This is a genomic window from Brevundimonas sp. AVps31, from assembly GCF_058681355.1.
The window spans coordinates 2,696,407-2,713,708 of the sequence record NZ_CM178736.1 but is presented as its reverse complement, the minus strand read 5'-3'; the positions used below and the strand labels follow the sequence as shown (position 1 = coordinate 2,713,708).

16 protein-coding genes are annotated in these 17,302 nt (G+C 69.3%); 9 read left to right on the top strand and 7 right to left on the bottom strand.

Annotation, left to right across the window (positions count from 1 at the left end; translation table 11 throughout):
* Positions 1-42: 42 nt before the first annotated feature.
* Both secG and tpiA read right to left on the bottom strand, forming a co-directional pair.
* A complete protein-coding gene (gene secG / locus ACW174_RS13225) occupies positions 43-471 on the bottom strand; it encodes a preprotein translocase subunit SecG (protein WP_492014908.1) in 429 nt (142 codons plus the stop codon).
* A gap of 87 nt (positions 472-558) precedes the next feature.
* Positions 559-1,308, bottom strand: a complete 750-nt coding sequence (gene tpiA, locus ACW174_RS13220) for a triose-phosphate isomerase (RefSeq protein WP_492014907.1) — start codon at positions 1,306-1,308, stop codon at positions 559-561.
* Positions 1,309-1,446: 138 nt separating this feature from the next.
* Here tpiA and ACW174_RS13215 point away from each other — a divergent pair, with 138 nt between their 5' ends.
* Positions 1,447-3,387, top strand: coding sequence for a peptidylprolyl isomerase (locus ACW174_RS13215; protein ID WP_492014906.1), 1,941 nt, complete (start codon positions 1,447-1,449; stop codon positions 3,385-3,387).
* Complete coding sequence (trpE, locus tag ACW174_RS13210; RefSeq protein WP_492014905.1) at positions 3,384-4,901, top strand: anthranilate synthase component I; 1,518 nt, start codon at positions 3,384-3,386, stop codon at positions 4,899-4,901. The genes ACW174_RS13215 and trpE overlap by 4 nt, the downstream gene beginning before the upstream one ends.
* Here trpE and ACW174_RS13205 read toward each other — a convergent pair.
* Positions 4,877-5,071 carry a peptidoglycan-binding protein gene (locus ACW174_RS13205; protein WP_492014904.1) on the bottom strand — a complete coding sequence of 65 codons (195 nt, stop codon included), beginning with the start codon at positions 5,069-5,071 and terminating at the stop codon, positions 4,877-4,879. The genes trpE and ACW174_RS13205 overlap by 25 nt on opposite strands.
* Positions 5,072-5,179: 108 nt before the next feature.
* Between ACW174_RS13205 and ACW174_RS13200 the strand changes: the two genes are divergently transcribed.
* The 4 genes from ACW174_RS13200 to lexA all read left to right on the top strand — a co-directional run bounded on the left by ACW174_RS13200 (position 5,180) and on the right by lexA (position 8,381).
* Positions 5,180-5,770 (top strand): anthranilate synthase component II, encoded by a 591-nt coding sequence (locus ACW174_RS13200; RefSeq protein WP_492014903.1) that lies wholly within the window; start codon positions 5,180-5,182, stop codon positions 5,768-5,770.
* Between the two features lies 1 nt (position 5,771).
* Positions 5,772-6,806: an anthranilate phosphoribosyltransferase gene (gene trpD, locus ACW174_RS13195; protein WP_492014902.1), complete on the top strand. Its 1,035-nt coding sequence runs from the start codon at positions 5,772-5,774 to the stop codon at positions 6,804-6,806.
* Complete coding sequence (gene trpC, locus ACW174_RS13190) at positions 6,803-7,594, top strand: indole-3-glycerol phosphate synthase TrpC (protein WP_492014901.1); 792 nt, start codon at positions 6,803-6,805, stop codon at positions 7,592-7,594. Before trpD ends, trpC begins: the two co-directional genes overlap by 4 nt.
* Before the next feature lie 94 nt (positions 7,595-7,688).
* Positions 7,689-8,381, top strand: coding sequence for a transcriptional repressor LexA (gene lexA / locus ACW174_RS13185; RefSeq protein ID WP_492014900.1), 693 nt, complete (start codon positions 7,689-7,691; stop codon positions 8,379-8,381).
* On the opposite strand, the gene ACW174_RS13180 is transcribed toward lexA, so the two are convergent.
* Positions 8,375-10,348 (bottom strand): ComEC/Rec2 family competence protein, encoded by a 1,974-nt coding sequence (locus tag ACW174_RS13180; protein ID WP_492014899.1) that lies wholly within the window; start codon positions 10,346-10,348, stop codon positions 8,375-8,377. The genes lexA and ACW174_RS13180 overlap by 7 nt on opposite strands.
* Before the next feature lie 196 nt (positions 10,349-10,544).
* On the opposite strand from ACW174_RS13180, the gene gltX reads away from it, so the two are divergent.
* The 3 genes from gltX to lepB all read left to right on the top strand — a co-directional run bounded on the left by gltX (position 10,545) and on the right by lepB (position 14,240).
* Positions 10,545-11,969, top strand: coding sequence for a glutamate--tRNA ligase (gene gltX, locus ACW174_RS13175; RefSeq protein ID WP_492014898.1), 1,425 nt, complete (start codon positions 10,545-10,547; stop codon positions 11,967-11,969).
* A 65-nt stretch (positions 11,970-12,034) separates the two neighbouring features.
* Entirely contained in the window at positions 12,035-13,336 is a 1,302-nt protein-coding gene (gene gltA / locus ACW174_RS13170; RefSeq protein ID WP_492014897.1) for a citrate synthase, read from the top strand.
* 133 nt (positions 13,337-13,469) lie between these two features.
* Complete coding sequence (gene lepB, locus ACW174_RS13165) at positions 13,470-14,240, top strand: signal peptidase I (RefSeq protein WP_492014896.1); 771 nt, start codon at positions 13,470-13,472, stop codon at positions 14,238-14,240.
* A gap of 9 nt (positions 14,241-14,249) precedes the next feature.
* On the opposite strand, the gene ACW174_RS13160 is transcribed toward lepB, so the two are convergent.
* The 3 genes from ACW174_RS13160 to ACW174_RS13150 form a co-directional block, all read right to left on the bottom strand.
* Positions 14,250-14,588, bottom strand: a complete 339-nt coding sequence (locus ACW174_RS13160; protein ID WP_492014895.1) for a hypothetical protein — start codon at positions 14,586-14,588, stop codon at positions 14,250-14,252.
* Between the two features lie 85 nt (positions 14,589-14,673).
* Positions 14,674-16,125: a tryptophan halogenase family protein gene (locus ACW174_RS13155; protein WP_492014894.1), complete on the bottom strand. Its 1,452-nt coding sequence runs from the start codon at positions 16,123-16,125 to the stop codon at positions 14,674-14,676.
* A 172-nt stretch (positions 16,126-16,297) separates the two neighbouring features.
* The gene (locus tag ACW174_RS13150) at positions 16,298-17,287 is read right to left on the bottom strand and encodes an FUSC family protein (protein ID WP_492014893.1); all 990 of its coding nucleotides are present in this window, start codon (positions 17,285-17,287) and stop codon (positions 16,298-16,300) included.
* Positions 17,288-17,302: the final 15 nt, after the last annotated feature.

Genomic DNA, 17,302 nt, shown 5'->3' with positions numbered 1-17,302 from the left:
GAGGGCGGGAGAGGAAGGCGGGGATAAAGTCCCCGCCCATCCTTATTGAGCCGGTGCGGGCTGGGCCGGAGCCGGAGCCGCCGGCGCGCCGGACAGGCTGGATTCCAGATCCTGCATCGTCGGAGCGGCCGGCTGGGCCGGAGCGGCGCCGGTCGGGTCCTGGGCCGGAGCCTGTTGCTGGGCCGACGGCGGCGGCGTCGCCAGATCGCCGATCGAGTCGGCGTCGACGATCGAACGGTTGGACCGTTCAACATTGCCGAGGATCGTCAGCGACAGCGCGCAGATGAAGAAGAGCGCCGCCAGAACCCAGGTGGTCTTGGTCAGCAGGTTGCCTGCGCCGCGCGCGGTCATGAAGCCCGAGGGACCTCCGCCCATGCCCAGCGCGCCGCCTTCGGAGCGCTGCAGCAGGACCACGCCCGTGAGCGCGAGCGAGATGAGGATCATGACGACGAGAAGAATGATCTGGAGCATGGCAGCCGATATGTGTGGCGCGGAGCGGCGCCGATCAAGCGGGGGCGTCTATCATTGATGTGTTCGGTCGGCAACGACGACCGCGCGTCAGGCCGCCCGGATGATTCCCAGGAAGTCCGACGCCTTCAGCGAAGCGCCGCCGACGAGGGCCCCGCCGACCTCCGCGGTCGACAGGATGTCGCGGGCATTGTCCGGCTTGACCGAGCCGCCGTACAGGATCGGCGGCGTCGCCGCGGCCAGTCCCAGACGCTCGATCATGGCGGCGCGAACAGCGCGATGGACTTCCTCGATCTGGGCCAGCGTCGGGGTCAGCCCGGTGCCGATGGCCCAGACGGGCTCGTAGGCGACCGCGAACGCCTGCCCGGTCAGGGCCAGGGGCAGGGAGTGGATCACCTGATCCCGGACGACCTCGACGGCACGCCCGGCTTCGCGCTCCTGCAGGGTTTCGCCGACGCAGATGATGGGCGACAGGCCCGCGGCCAGCGCGGCCTCCGCCTTGGCGAGCACGAGGGCGCTGGTTTCGCCGTGGCCCTGACGACGCTCCGAATGGCCGAGAATGACCAGACTCGCGCCCGCGTCCTTCAACATGGCGGCGGAGATGTCGCCGGTGTAGGCGCCCGAGGCTTCGGCGCGACAATCCTGACCCCCGACCTCGACCGGCCCGCCGGCGCAGGCCTCGGCCATACGGGCGACCAGGGTCGCGGGCGGGCAAAGGGCCACCCGGCACGCGGCCGGCTCGCCTTCCAGCGCCTCGCGCAGCGCCCGCGCTTCGGACAGGCTCGCGCCCAGCCCGTTCATCTTCCAGTTTCCGGCGACCAGCTTCACGGATTGTTTCATTCCGCCTTCCTAGGCGGTGACGGCGTCGCAACACAAGCCATGCCGTCCTGTAAGCGGCGCCATCGTCTTGCCGTGCTGGCCCCTCACGCCCTATAGGCCGAAGCGGCCCTTCTCGCCGCCCTTCCGTCAGGACCGACCATGCTCACCGCGTTCCGCAAATTCGCCAAGTCCAAGTGGGCTATCGGCCTGTTCGTTGTTCTGGCCCTGGGCTTGCTGGTCACCGGCGGTTCGCAGATGCCCGATCTGCTGGCCAGCTTCGGCCCCAAGCACGTCATCTCGGCCGGCGACCGCAGCGTCGACGCTCCGGAGTTCCGGGCCGACCTGGATCGGATTCTGCAGCAGGAGCAGCAGCGCGCCGGCCAGCCCCTGACGTTCGAACAACTGATCGGCGGCGGCCAGCTTCCGGCCTATCTGACGCAACAGGCGGAAAACCTCGGCTTCCTGTCCTGGGCCTGGAGCGCCGGCATCCGCCCGGGTGAAGAGCTGGTCCTGCGCCAGATTCGCCAGATCCCCGACTTCTTCGATTCGGTGACCGGCCGCTTTGACGAGGCGCAGTACCGCGACGTCCTGGGCCGCAACAACGCCACCCCGGAACGCTTCGAGCGCGAAATGCGCGACCAGATCATCCGCCGCCAGTTCGGCCTGGCCGCCAGCGCCGGCCTGCGGCTTCCGCGCATCTACGGCGCCGTGCAAGCCAATCAGGGTCTGCAGACCCGCAGCGGCCGCTGGTTCACTGTGACGCAAGCGATCGCCGGGACGGCGGGCGCGCCCACCGACGCCCAGCTCAACACCTTCATTCAGCAGAACGCCGCCCAGTTGCGGCTGCCGGAGTTCCGCAGCGCGACCCTGGTTCTGTTCAACAGCCCCAATGACGGCCAGGGCGAGATCAGCGAAGCCCGCATCCAGGAGCGGTTCAACTTCAGCCGTGACTCGCTGTCCCAGCCGGAGACCCGCACCTTCACGACCCTGACCGCGCCGAACAAGGCCGTGGCCGACCGCATCGTCGCCGCCCTGCGCGCCGGTCAGACGCCGCAGGCCGTGGGTCAGGCCAACAACCTGCAGCCGACCGACTTCACCGACCGTCCGCGCTCGTCGGTGACCGATCCGGCCGTGGCCGGCGCCGTCTTCGGCCTGTCGCCCAACCAGGTCTCGGACGCGATCCAGGCCCGCGTCGGCTTCGTCGTCGCCAAGCTGACCTCCGTCACCCCGGGTCGCCCGGTCGAGCTGGCTGATGTCCGCGCCCAGTTGATCCAGGACCTGCAGAAGGAAGACGCCCGCGCCGCGACCTACGCCCGCGTCGAGGCCTACGACAAAGCCCGTCAGGCCGGTAAGACCCTGGACGCCGCGGTGGCCGAAGTCGGCGCCCGCACCCTCGCCATCCCGCGCGTGACGCAGGACGGTCGCAGCCTGGAGCGCCAGAACTTCCGCCCGACGCCTCAACTGCTCGAAACCATGTGGAAACTCGGCCGCAACGGTGAAAGCGAAGTCTCGGAGATGGGTCAGGGCGAATACTATGTCGTCCGCCTGAACGAGATCGTCCCGCCTGCCCTGCCCTCGCTGAGCGACACCCGCTTCCGCACCGAACTGGCCGCCAACTGGGTCGCCCGGGAAAACGCCCGCCTGCTGACCACGCGCGCCAACGCCCTGGCCGCCCGCGTTCGCAGCGGTGAGGACATCGCCGCCGTCGCCCGTTCGATCGGCGCCACGCTGGAAACCGGCACCAATGTCAGCGGTCGCGATGAAGCCCGCGGTCGCGGCCTGATCACCGGCCTGTTCACCACCGCCCGCAACGAGGTCTTCTCGCAGCAGCAGAGCGCCGACAGCTTCGTCATCGGTCGCACCGACGCCATCACGGCGCCCAACGCCACCCTGGCCGCCGGTCCCGCCGAACAGGCGCGCAACGCCCTGGGTCGCGACAGCCTCACCGCCCTGACCGACAGCGCCGTGAAGGCCGCCGCCGCCCGCGTCGGCACCCGCACGGATGAAGCCCTCGCCCGCGAAGCTCTGGGCCTGTCGGCGGCGGCTCCGGCGGGCGGCGCGGCCACTCCGCAGGCGCCGGCGCGCGCCCCGGCGCAATGACGACGGCGGACCTCTCCGCCGCCTTCTCCGCCTTCCGCGACGGCTGGTCCTCGGGCCGGCCGCAGGTGGTCGTCCGCCGTCTGGTGGACGACCTGGAGACGCCGGTGTCCGCCTTCCTGAAGGTTGGACGGGGCCGGGCCCACGCCTTCCTGCTGGAGTCCGTCGAAGGTGGCGCCGTCAACGGCCGCTATTCCATCATCACGCGTGAACCCGACGTCGTCTGGCGCTGTCGCGACCGCAAGCCCGAACTGGCGCGCGGCGCCGATATCGAGGCCGAACGCTATGCGCCCGACGGGGAAGACCCTCTGGTGTCGCTGCGCGCCCTGATGGCGGCGTCTCGCTTCGACCTGCCCGGGGATCTGCCGCCGATGGCCGCGGGTCTGTTCGGTGTCTTCGGCTACGACATGGTCCGTCTGCTGGAGCCGTTGGGCGCGCCCAATCCGGATCCGCTGGACCTGCCGGACGCGGTCCTGACCCGCCCGGCCATCGTCGGCATCTTCGATTCGGTGCAGCACGAGATCGTGCTGGTCTCGGCGGCCTATCCCGACAGCGGGCTGGAGGCGCGGACCGCCTTCGACGCCGCCGTCGCCCGGCTGGACCGGTTCGAGGCCGACCTGCGCGCGCCCCTTCCCGCCCTGCCCGTCCCGGTCGAGGCGCCCGGCCCCGACTTCGCCTCGCCGGTCGACGAGGCGGGCTTCGGCCGGATGGTCGCGCGGGCCAAGGACTACATCGCCGCCGGCGACATCTTCCAGGTCGTGCTCAGCCATCGCTTCTCGGCGGCCTGGGACGCGGACCCGCTGGCCTTCTACCGCGCCCTGCGGCGCCAGAACCCGTCGCCCTATCTGTTCTTCCTCGACTTCGGCGGGTTCCAGCTCGCCGGGTCCAGCCCGGAGATTCTGGTCCGGCTCAAGGACGGCCGCGTCACCATCCGCCCTTTGGCCGGCACCCGCCCGCGCGGCGACACGCCCGAGGCCGACAAGGCGCTGGAGGCCGAACTGCTGGCCGATCCCAAGGAGCGAGCCGAGCATCTGATGCTGCTGGACCTGGGTCGCAACGACGTGGGCCGTGTGGCCGCCCCGGGCACGGTCGAGGTCACGGAAAGCTTCAAGGTCGAGCGCTACAGCTCGGTCATGCACATCGTCTCGGACGTGCAGGGCGTGGCCGATCCGAAGCTGGATGCGGTCGACACCCTGCTGGCCGCGCTTCCGGCGGGCACCCTGTCGGGCGCGCCCAAGGTGCGGGCGATGGAGATCATCGACGAACTGGAACAGGTGAAGCGCGGCGTCGGCTATGGCGGCGGTGTGGGCTACATCTCGGCGGGGGGCGAGGCGGACATCTGCATCGTCCTGCGCACCGCCCTTTTCGCCGACGGGCAGATCCATGTGCAGGCTGGGGCCGGTGTCGTCTCGGACAGCGATCCGGCGGCGGAATATGCGGAGACGAAAGCCAAGGCTCGTGCGCCCATGCGGGCCGCGGACGAGGCGTGGCGCTATCCGTTCGGCAACAGGGCCTGATCGATCGGGGCCGGGTTCTGGAAGCGGACGCCCGGTCCCAGGACCATCACCCCGGCCATCAGGATCGCCGCCGTCGCCGCCAGAGCCGCCGCGCCCAGCGCGGACCACGGGCTGGAGACCTCCACCGGAGCGGTCAGCAGCACACGCGCTTTCTGGATGTCACCGGCCATTCGAGCCTCCCCCGTCGAAGAGTCCCAATTCGATCCAACAAGGTTAACGCCGCCTTACCGCACCCTCGGTGCTTGGCCTGACCGCTCACAATCCCTAGAAGCCAAGACATGATCCTCGTCGTCGATAACTACGACAGCTTTACCTACAACCTCGTCCACTACCTCGCGGAGCTGGGCGCGGAGACGAAGGTCGTGCGCAACGACGACCTGACGGCGGCCGAGGCCTGGGCCCTGAAGCCCGAGGCGGTGCTGCTGTCGCCCGGTCCCTGCACGCCCAATGAGGCGGGCATCTGCCTGGCCCTGCTGGACACCGCGCCGCTGGACATGCCGATCTTCGGCGTCTGCCTGGGCCATCAGGCCATGGGGCAGGCCTTCGGCGGCGACGTGATCCGCGCCAAGGCCCTGATGCACGGCAAGACCTCGCCGATGCTGCATGAGGGCAAGAGCGTGTTCCGCGGCCTGCCCTCGCCTTTCACCGCGACCCGTTACCATTCGCTGGCCGTGAAGCGGGAGACCCTGCCGGACGTGCTCGAGGTCACCGCCTGGACCGCCGACGGCGAGATCATGGGGTTGGCCCACAAGACGCGCCCGATCCACGGGGTTCAGTTCCACCCCGAGTCCATCGCCACCGAACACGGCCACGACCTGATCGGCAACTTCCTCGATCTCGCAGGCGTGAAGCGCCGGGCGATGGTCTGAGGTGGCCGACGTCAAACCCTTGCTGGCCAAGCTGGTCGACGGTCAGGTGCTGTCGGACACGGAGGCCCACGCCTTCTTCGCCGCCTGCCTGCGCGGCGAGCCGACCCCGGCACAGGTCGCCGCGGCCGTCACCGCCCTGCGCATTCGCGGCGAGACCGTGGGCGAGATCGCCGCCTTCGCCACCGCCATGCGCGAGGCGGCCCTGACGCTGGATCACCCGTACGATGTCATCGACACCTGCGGCACCGGCGGCGACGGCCAGCACACCTACAACATCTCCACCGCCGCCGCCCTGGTGCTGGCCGGCGCGGGGCTGAAGGTCGCCAAGCACGGCAACCGGGCGCTCAGCTCCAAATCCGGCTCGTCGGACGTGCTTTCGGCGCTGGGCGTCAATCTGCAGGCCAGCGAGGCGCAGCAGCTGCGCGCCCTGGACACCGCCGGGATCGCCTTCCTGTTCGCCCCGACCTACCACGGCGCCATGCGCCATGTCGGGCCGGTTCGGGCCGAGATCGGCTTCCGCACCGTCTTCAACCTGCTGGGCCCCCTGTCCAATCCGGCGCAGGCCAAACGACAGGTCATGGGCGTCTACGACCCCCGCCTGCTGGAGCCTCTGGCCGAGGTGCTGGGTCGTCTGGGCGCCATCCGGGCGTGGACCGTCCACGGTCAGGGCCTCGATGAACTGACCGTCACCGGCGAGACCGAGGTGGCGGAGTGGAAGGACGGCGCGGTGCGCCGCTTCACCGTCACCCCCGAGGACGCCGGTCTGGCCCGCCACGACATCAGCGCGATCCGCGGCGGCGACGCCGAGGAAAACGCCGCCGCCCTGCGCGCCCTGCTGGACGGGTCGAGGGGCGCCTATCGCGATGTGGTGCTGCTGAACGCCGCCGCCGCCCTGGTGGTGGCCGACAAGGCCGCCGATCTGTCCGAGGGCGCCGCCCGGGCCGCCGCCGTCATCGACGACGGACGGGCCGCGAAGGCGCTGGCTGAACTGGTCGTCGCCACCAATACGCCCATCGAGGAAGAGGAGCCGGCATGACCGACGTGCTCGAACGGATCGCTGCCTACAAGCGCGAGGACGTCGCCGCCCGGAAAGCCGCCCTGTCGCAGGACGCCGTCGAGGCCCGCGCGGCCCTCGCCTCGGCCCCGCGCGGCTTCCGCGCCGCGCTGGACAACCACGTCATCGAGACCGGCCGCCCGGCCCTGATCGCCGAGATCAAGAAGGCCAGCCCGTCCAAGGGTCTGATCCGCGCCGACTTCGACCCGCCCGCGCTGGCGCAGGCCTACGAACGCGGCGGGGCGAATTGCCTGTCCGTCCTGACCGACGGCCCCAGCTTCCAGGGTGACGATGGCTATCTGGCCGCCGCCCGCGACGCGGTCGCCCTGCCCTGCCTGCGCAAGGACTTCCTGGTCGATCCCTGGCAGGTGGCTGAAAGCCGGGCCCTGGGCGCCGACTGCATCCTGATCATCCTGGCCATGATCGACGACAAACTCGCCGCCGAACTGCTGGCCGAGGCCGAGCGCTTCGGCATGGACGCCCTGATCGAGACCCATGACGAGGCCGAGATGGCCCGCGCCTGCAAGCTGGGCGGCGATCTGGTCGGCATCAACAACCGCTCCCTGCGCACCTTCGAGGTCGATCTGGAAACCACCGAACGCCTCGCCATGCTCAGCCCGGTCCGCGCCCTGCTGGTGGCCGAAAGCGGCATCTTCACCCCGGACGACGTGCAGCAGGTCTCCGACGCCCACGCCCAGGCCATCCTCGTCGGCGAAAGCCTGATGCGTCAGGACGACGTGGAGGCGGCGACGCGGGCGCTGCTTCGGTAACCCCACCTTAACCGGAACACCTCAGGAACAGTTTCTGGACGTTTGCGGTTTGTTCCGCTAGCGTTCCTGCAACGGGATTCGCCTCGAGGACGCCATGCTCACGCGCAAACAGCACGAACTGCTCATGTTCATCCACGAGCGGATTCAGGAGACCGGCGTGTCTCCGTCCTTCGACGAGATGAAGGAGGCGCTGGATCTGGCGTCCAAGTCGGGCATCCACCGGCTCATCACGGCGCTGGAGGAACGCGGCTTCATCCGCCGTCTCGCCCACCGCGCCCGGGCGCTGGAAGTGACCAAATTGCCGGAACAGGCCACGGCCGGCGCGCCGCGCGGCCATGCGGGCTTCAAGCCCGGCGTGATCGAGGGCGGCGGGCGTCCCAAGGCGGCCGAACCGGCCAACGACACCCGCGAACTGTCCCTGATGGGCAAGATCGCCGCCGGCACGCCGATCGACGCCATTGAGCACGAGACCGCCCGCTATCCGGTGCCCGAAGCCATGCTGGGCTCCGGCGAACACTATCTGCTCGAGATCGAGGGCGACTCGATGATCGAGGCGGGCATCCTGAACGGCGACATGGTCATCATCAAATCGACCGAGAACGCCGTGTCGGGCGAGATCGTCGTGGCCCTGGTCGAGGGCGAGCAGGCGACCCTGAAACGCCTGCGCAAGAAGGGCGCCTCCATCGCGCTGGAGCCGGCCAACCGCAACTATGAGACCAAGATCTACGGTTCGGATCAGGTCGCGGTGCAGGGCAAGCTGGTCGGCCTGATCCGCCGCTATCACTGACCCTCGGGATCGCCATAGCGCGACCACGGTCGGTCGCCGCGCAGGTCGGACACCCACAGGGCTCGCCAGCGGTTCACCGCGGCGGGCCCTTCGCGTTTCAGCTCCACCGCTCCGCCACGGGCATGGTCCAGCCCGTCCAGAACCAGCCTTCCGTCGCAGGACGGCGGCAGTTCGCCCACGACCGTCCGTACACTGACGACCTGCGCCGCCCCGCACAGCGCCTCCAGTTGCTCCGTCGTCGGCGCGCGTCGCCCCCACCACAGCGCCACCGGCCCTGACGTCTCCGGCGCGCAGGAGAAGCGGCCACAGGTCCAGCCCTCGACCGGGCGATCCACCGCCTCAAGCCCCCGCCGCCGGGTCCAGACATCGACGGCGAACTGCCGCACGCCCGGCCGCATCACCACCGCCTGATTCCGCGCGACGAACGCCGCCTGCAGCCCGCCGTCCCCGATCCAGAGGTCCGGCGTCGGCGCCCGTGGCCAGACCAGAACCGCACAGGCCAGCGGCAGGCCCAGCCACCGCAACGGCCCGCGCCACAGGCAGCAGAACAGCACCCCGATGAAGGCGATGGGCAGGACGATGTCCGGCGCGCTGGCGATGGTCCGGACCGCGCCCGGCAGGCCCGCTACCCGTTCGCCGATGGCCAGCATGACCTCGATCCCCCGCGCCGCCAGCCACAGGAAGGGCGCGCCCAGTCCCACCGGCTCCAGCAAGGCCCCGAGCGCCAGGGCCGGCATGATGAGGAAGTCCGACAACGGGGCCGTCGCCAGATTGGCCGCCAGTCCGTACATGGCCGAGCGATTGAAATGCTGCATGGCGAACGGCCCGGTCGCCGCGCCCGCGACGAGACTGGCCAGCACCGCCGCCCCGACCCAGGCCCCGACGCGCTGCACCGCCAGAATGGGCCAGGGCGCGGAAATCTCGCGCGGTCGCTGCGGCCAGGCCTCGACCAGGGCCACCAGGGCCGCCGTCGCCGCGAACGACATCTGGAAGCCCGGCGTGACGATGGCTTCCGGCTGCAGCAGCAACACCACGAAGGCCGCTACCGCCAGGGTGTGCATGGTGATCGCCTGCCGGTCCAGCAGGATGGCGAGGAAGGCGATCGAGGCCGTCACCGCCGCCCGCTCCGCCGGGGGCGGCGCGCCGGACACGACCAGATAGGTCCCGACCGCCAGCAGCCCCGCCACCGCCGCCACCTTCTTGCCCGCCACACGTAGCGCCAGCCAGGGCCAGAGCGCGATCAGCAGCCGCACCAGAAAGAAGGCGAAGCCGCCGACCACCGCCATATGCAGGCCCGAGATCGACAGGATGTGCGCCAGCCCGGAATCGCGCATGACATCCACCTCGGCCGGATCCAGCCAGGCCTCGTGTCCCGTGGTCATGGCCGCCGCCACCCCGCCCGCCCGCTCGCCCTGTCGCGCGACGATCCGTTTGGCGAGATCGAAACGGGCGGCGTTGACCTCCATGACCATCCGCAGGCGCCAAGGCGCCTCGGGCAGGACCGCGGGCCGGGTCTCACCCAGCCCGAACGCCACGCCGCCGATCCGCTGGAAGAAGGCGGTGCGGCCGAAGTCATAGGCGCCGGGACTGGCGGGCGCGGGCGGCGGGTTCAGGATGCCGAACAGCCGGATCGCCTGCCCCGGCTCCGGCGGGGTCTCGTCGCGCACCGTGGCGCGGATACGCACCGGCGTCTGCGCCGGCGCCAAACCCCGGACTCGGACCGGTGCGACAATGACGCGGGGCCCCGCCGCGCCCGGACTGTCGACATCGACCACCCAGCCCTCGATCACCGTGGGTTGGTCCAGCGCCGGGGCGATAGGGGCGGTCACCGCGTCGGTCCGCAGCTTCGCCGCCGTCAGCCCGAGGGCGAAACAGGCCAGCATCAGCAGAATCAGGCTCCACGCCCGTGCCAGATGCAACCGCCGCCCGCCCAGCCATGCCAGCGACGCCAGCCCCGCGAACAGCAACAGCGGCCATGCGGCCGGCTCGGTCCTGAACGCGAAATAGGTCGCACACCCCGCCCCGAACGCCACCGGGGTCCAGAGTCGCCACCGCAGCGTCTGCCGCTCGACCTGAGCCGCCGTGAAGGCCTTGATCCTGACCCGGACGCTAGGCTTTGCGGCGAGCGGGGGTATAAGGGCGGCCCGATCGGACCGACCTGCAATGACCATTTCCTCCTCGCCGACCTCCCCCGTCGTCACACGCTTCGCCCCCTCGCCCACCGGCTTCCTGCATATAGGGGGCGCTCGCACGGCGCTTTTCAACTATTTGTACGCCAGGCGACACAACGGGAAGTTCCTCGTTCGCGTCGAGGACACCGACCGCGAGCGCTCCACCGACGCCGCGGTGAAGGCGATCTTCGACGGCCTGGCCTGGCTGGAGCTGTTCGCGGACGAAGAGCCGGTGTTCCAGTTCTCGCGCGCCGAACGCCATCGCGAGGTCGCCAACACTCTGCTGGAGACCGGCCACGCCTATCGCGACTTCCTGACGGCCGAGGAAACCGGCGCCCTGCGCGATCAGGCCAAGGCCGAGGGCCGCACCTTTGAATCGCCCTGGCGCGACCGCGAGCCGGGCGTCGATGACCTGCTGAAGCCCCACACCGTCCGTTTCCGCCGCCCGGCCGACGCGCCTGTCGTCGTCGACGACGCGGTGCAGGGCACGGTGCGCTGGGAGACGGCGTCGCTGGACGATCTGGTCATCCTGCGCTCGGACGGCGCCCCGACCTATAACCTCGCCGTGGTGGTGGACGACCACGACATGGGCGTGACCCACGTGATCCGCGGCGACGACCATCTGAACAACGCCGCCCGCCAGAGCCTGATCTATGACGCTCTGGGCTGGACGCGGCCGACCTTCGCCCACATCCCCCTGATCCACGGCCCCGACGGCGCCAAGCTGTCCAAGCGGCACGGGGCGCAGGCGGTGCACGAGTATGCCGAGATGGGCTATCTGCCCGAGGCCATGCGCAACTATCTGGCCCGCCTCGGCTGGGCCCATGGTGACGACGAGCTGTTCTCGGACGAACAGGCGCGCGACTGGTTTGACCTCGACGGCATCGGCAAGGCCCCGTCGCGGCTGGACTTCGACAAACTGGCCCATGTGAACAGCCACTGGATCCGGCTGGCGCAGGATGACCGGCTGGCCAAGCTGACGCTGGACGTCCATCTGTCGCGCGCCCACACCCTGGGTCCGGACGACGAGGATCGCCTGCTGCGCGCCATGCCCTTTGTGAAGGACCGCGCCAAGACGACGCTGGAGCTGGCTGACCAGACCGCCTTCGTGCTGAAGCCCCGCCCCCTCGCCATCGACGAAAAGGGGCGTGGCCTGCTGTCCGGCGAGTCGGGCGATCGGATCGGTCGCCTGCGCGATCGGCTGAAGCTGTTCCAGAGCTGGGACGTCTTCGCGCTGGACGCGGAGCTGAAAATCTTCGCCGAGGAAGAGGCCGTCGGCTTCGGAAAAATCGGTCCCGCAACCCGCGCGGCCCTGACCGGCGGGGCGGCGTCACCCGATATCGCGAAAACGTTGGCGGCTCTGGGGCGCGAAGAAAGCCTCGGGCGCTTGGATGATGCGCTGCAACAGACTATCTGATCCACACAACAGAAACGCGGCCCGTCGCCTCCCCGCGCGAGGTCGCCGCTGCCAAAGGGGCTGAAATGACCGAACAAGCCAAACCCGCCGGAACGGCGACCCTCAACTACGCCGGCAAGACGATCGATCTTCCGGTGTTGTCGGGTTCCACCGGCCCGGATGTCATCGACATCCGCAAGCTCTATGCGGGCACTGACGCCTTCACCTTTGACCCGGGCTTCACCTCGACCGCCGCCTGCGAGTCGGCCCTGACCTTCATCGACGGCGATGCCGGCGTGCTGCTTCACCGCGGCTATCCCATCGACCAGCTGGCCTCGCAATCGAACTTCGTCGAGGTCTGCCACCTGCTGCTGCACGGTGAACTGCCGACCGCGTCGGAGTACGAAGCGTTCAAGAACAGCATCACGATGCACACGATGCTGCACAGCCAGTTCGATCGCTTCTTCGAAGGCTTCCGTCGCGACGCCCATCCGATGGCGATCATGGTCGGCACTGTCGGCGCCCTGTCGGCCTTCTATCACGACAGCCTGGACATCCATGATCCGGTGCAGCGCAACATCTCGGCCATCCGCCTGATCGCCAAGATGCCGACCATCGCGGCCCGCGCCTACAAATACCATGTCGGCCAGCCCTTCGTGTCGCCGCGCAACGATCTGTCCTACGCCGAGAACTTCCTGCGCATGTGCTTCGCCGTGCCGGCCGAGGACTATCACGTCGACCCGGCCTTGGTTCGCGCCATGGACCGCATCTTCACCCTGCACGCCGACCACGAGCAGAACGCCTCGACCTCGACCGTCCGTCTGGCCGGTTCGTCGGGCGCCAATCCGTTCGCCTGTATCGCCGCCGGCATCGCCTGCCTGTGGGGCCCGTCGCACGGCGGCGCCAACGAAGAGGCGCTGAACATGCTCAAGGAGATCGGGACGCCCGAGAACATCCCGGCCTTCATCCAGGGCGTGAAGGACCGCAAGTTCAAGCTGATGGGCTTCGGCCACCGGGTCTACAAGAACTACGACCCGCGCGCGAAGGTCATGCAGCAGTCGGCCTATGAAGTGCTGGCCGCCACGGGTCGCGAGAACGATCCACTGTTCCTGGTCGCCAAGGAACTGGAGAAGGTCGCCCTGCAGGACGAGTATTTCACGTCCCGCAAGCTGTTCCCGAACGTCGACTTCTACTCGGGCATCACCCTGTCGGCGATGGGCTTCCCGACCAGCATGTTCACCGTGCTGTTCGCCCTGGCCCGCACCGTGGGCTGGATCGCCCAGTGGCAGGAAATGATGGCCGACCCCGGCCAGAAAATTGGCCGCCCGCGTCAGCTGTACACCGGCCCGACCGAGCGCGACTACGTCGCCATCGACAAGCGCGGCTAAGGCAGGCGCTCAAGACTGAACCATCGAAACGCCGGGGCGAAAGCTCCGGCGTTTTTCATGTCCGGACACGATTTCCAGCTGTCCGGACGCCGGATTGATTGAAGCCGCCCGCTCAAGGCCTTTTGCTGACCCGATGACGACAGACACACCCGCCAACACTGAAAAGCCCGCCCCCGGCGCCGTCCGCGAACTGGTCGATACCGTCAGGGTCGTCGCGCTCGGTCTGCTGGCCGCGACCGCGATCCAGACCGCCCTGTTCCAGCCCTTCACCATCCCCTCGTCCTCGATGGAGCCGGGACTGGTGATCGGCGACTATGTGGTGGTGTCGAAATTCGCCTACGGCTGGAGCCGGGCGTCCCTGCCCTTCAACCCGCCCCTGCCCGGCGGCCGCCTGTTCGGCCATCAGGCCGAGCGCGGCGACGTGGTGGTGTTCCGCCGCCCCAGCGCGCCGGATCAAACCTGGGTCAAGCGCGTCATCGGCCTGCCCGGCGACCGGGTTCAGGTCATGGGCGGGACCGTCTTCATCAACGGCAAGGCCATCGTTCGCACGCCGCTGAACCTCGTTCAGGACCACGACGATCCGGGTCGTCAGGTGCTTCAGGTGCGCGAGACCAGGCCGGACGGTCGCCCCTATGTCACCTACGACGGCGGCTCGGGCCTGCCGGGCGACGACACCGGCGTCTATGTCGTCCCCGAGGACCAGTATTTCATGATGGGCGACAACCGCGACAACTCGCTGGACAGCCGCTGGCCCGCCGATGTCGGCGTCGGCCTGCTGCCCGCCGGGAATATCGTCGGCAAGGCCGAGGTCGTGGTGGCCTCGTGGAAGCCCGGCGCGGGACTGTTCAAGCCCTGGACCTGGCTGAACCTGCAGGCCGGTCGGTTCTTCAAGCCTGTCCGCTAGGGACGACCGTCAGCGGCGGAACTCGTCATAGCTCACGACGCCGTCGCGGTTGAGGTCGAGGCGTTCGAAGGCCGCCCGCGAACCGTGCGAGCCCTGCGTTTGCGCCAGCGAGGGTGCGGCCACCGCGCCCAGCGCCAGACCGGCCGCCAGCGCCGCCACGGCATGCCAGCCGCGCATGCGCCGGCCGCTCCGCGCGCCGGTCCCGATCTCGCGCTCCATGAAACCGCGCACCGCCTCGCTGACGGTGAGGCCATTCTCACGACAGCGCGCGGCGAAGGCCGTCTTGGCGCCGTAGGGCACGCGCACTTCGATGGTCTCGCTCTTCTTCGGCGACGTCCGGCTGTCCATGCTCGTGCTCCCGTGCTGGAGGTAGACTATGATCCCCGGCGGCGTCCGCGCCAACAGGGTTCGACGCCAATCACCGCAGCCGACCCTAGATGGACGGCGCCTTGCAATGCCGGTCGATGAAGGTCTGCTGGGTCGGCATTTCGGCTGCGGCATGGGCCACCGCGTCCCGGAATTTGGCCATCCGCGCGGCCGTCCGTTCCACGTCCAGCGCATCGGCCACGGGGTCGATCGTCCGCGGGATCACCCCCTGCCCTAACATCACCGCCAGCCAATTCGCCTCGACGAACAGGTCATCGTCCTCGCGGAAATAACGGCCCCGGCTTCGGAACAGGTCCAGTTTCCGCTGCAGGGTTTCGGGGACCGCCATGGTCCGGACCTGACGCCACAGGGGGGCGTCATCACGGGTGGTCTGGTGGTAGTGCAGGATCACGAAGTCGCGGATGCGCTCGGCTTCGCGTCGGCTCAGCCGGTTGTACTCATCGACCAGCGTGGGATCGAAAGACCGATCGGGGAACAGCGCCAGAAGTCGCGTGATCGCCGTCTGGATCATGTGAATGCTGGTCGACTCAAGCGGCTCAAGGAACCCCGCCGCCAGTCCGATCGCCACGCAGTTCTTGACCCAGGTCCGCTGCCGACGCCCGGTGCGGAAGCGCAGGGTGCGCGGCTCCGCCAGCAGTTCGCCGTCAAGATTGGCGACAAGCGTCGCCGCGGCCTCGTCCTCGCTGATGAACCGGCTGCAGTGAACGTAGCCGTTCCCCACGCGATGCTGCAGCGGGATCCGCCATTGCCAGCCCGCTTCGCGGGCGGTCGATCGGGTCAGGGGCGACGGTGGACCGATGCTGGCGCTCGGCGCCGCGACGGCGCGGTCACACGGCAGCCAGTGCGCCCAGTCCTCGAACCCCGCCTCGAGGGTCTGCTCGATCAACAGGCCGCGGAAGCCGCTGCAGTCGATGAACAGATCACCGGCGATGACCGCTCCGGATTCCAGTTTGACGCTCTCGATATGGCCGTCCAGCCCGCGTTGGGCGACGTGGACCACACGCCCCTCCTGCCTCACCACGCCACGCTCTTCGGCATAGGCCCTGAGGAAGGTCGCATACAGCGAGGCGTCGAAGTGGAAGGCATAGGCCAGCATGGACAGCAGGTTCCGCGGGTCCTCGACCGGGCGGAAAAACTTCCCGGCCCGCGCGGCGGTCCCCGACAGGGAATAGGCCTCGATGTCGCCGGGCTGCCCCGCCGCCTTCTGCTTCAGCCATTGCTGATGGAAGGGCACGCCTTCGAAATCGAGCCCGAAGCGACCGAAGGGGTGCAAATAGTTGTCGCCCAGGGCGCCCCAGTCGCGGAACTCGATGCCCATCTTGAAGGTGGCCTGGGTCGCCTTGACGAATTCGTTCTCGTCGATCTCCAACATCTTGTTGAAGTCGAGGATGGGCGGAATGGTGGCCTCGCCGACGCCCACGGTTCCGATCTCGGCGGATTCCACGAGCGTGATGTCGACGGTGCGGCCCAGCCGTTTGGACAGGGCCGCCGCCGTCATCCAGCCGGCGGTTCCTCCCCCGACAATGACAACAGTTCGGATCGCGTTCTCATGCACGGGTCCAGCCTACCGCGACGGACCCCCATGTCCAGGGATAACTGGACCAGGCGCACGCCCGGAAGCGGCGCCATAAGCGGCTCGCGGCTCGATCCGGTCCGGGTCCGCCGGGGCTTCACTTGACCAGATGCAGGTCACGGAAACGGGCGATCAGATCGTCCAGATCGCGATGCATGTGGGTCAGGCCGATGGCCGCCGCGCCCCGGGCCAGATCGCCGTCTCCGCCCCCCAGTTTCAGGGCCGGGTCGGGATCTCCCAGGAAGCCGGCAGCCTGTCCCTGGGAGAGGGCCTCCAGTCGGCGGACAGCGCCGAGCGTCGCCTCGCCCCACGGCCCCAGCCGATCCAGCGCGCCCTCGGCCTGAAAGCCGCGTCCCAGAATCACGATGTCGCTGCGCACGCGCCAGAAGGTTCGCACCAGGGCCGCCCGGTCCGCCGTCTCCTTCTGCGCGCCGGGCAGGTCGATGACGGCCGCCGCCGCCTGCCCCAGCGTGTCCAGCCGCTTCTTCATGTCCGCATGCCGCCGCGACAGCTCGGCTCCGTCCGCAGCCTCGCCCAGCATCACCAGCGCCAGCAGTTCCGCCGCCTTCCCGGCCGCCTCCCGCGCCTGCAGGCTGAAGGTCTGGCGCGCATGGCGAGGGAACAGCAGCAGGATGGCGATCACGCCGACGCCGCTGCCGACGAGGATTTCCATCACCCGATCCAGCGCCAGCTGCGCCGGTCCTTCCGGTCCCGCACCGCCGGCGATGACGATCGCCGCCGTCACCGGGGCGATCTTCAGCCAGGGCCGTCCCGTGGCGAAGAAGGCCAGTCCGGCGACCGCGCCCGCCAGCGTGGCCATCATCCAGTTCACGCCTTCCGGCCTGACGAAGGCGACGACACCGCCCACCAAGGCCCCGGCGACCGTGCCCAAGGCCCGATCCCTCGCCACGGTCAGCACGCTGCCGCCGACGCTGGTCTGGATCACGACGATGGCGGAGATCACGCTCCAGTAGGGGTGCGGCAGCTTGAGCGCTGTGGCCAGATAGAAGGCGACCACCGCCCCCACGGCGATCTGCAAGGCCGCCCGCACCTCCGCCGCCCGACGAGGACTCAGGGCTCGCGCCACCTCAGTCGCGCTCCG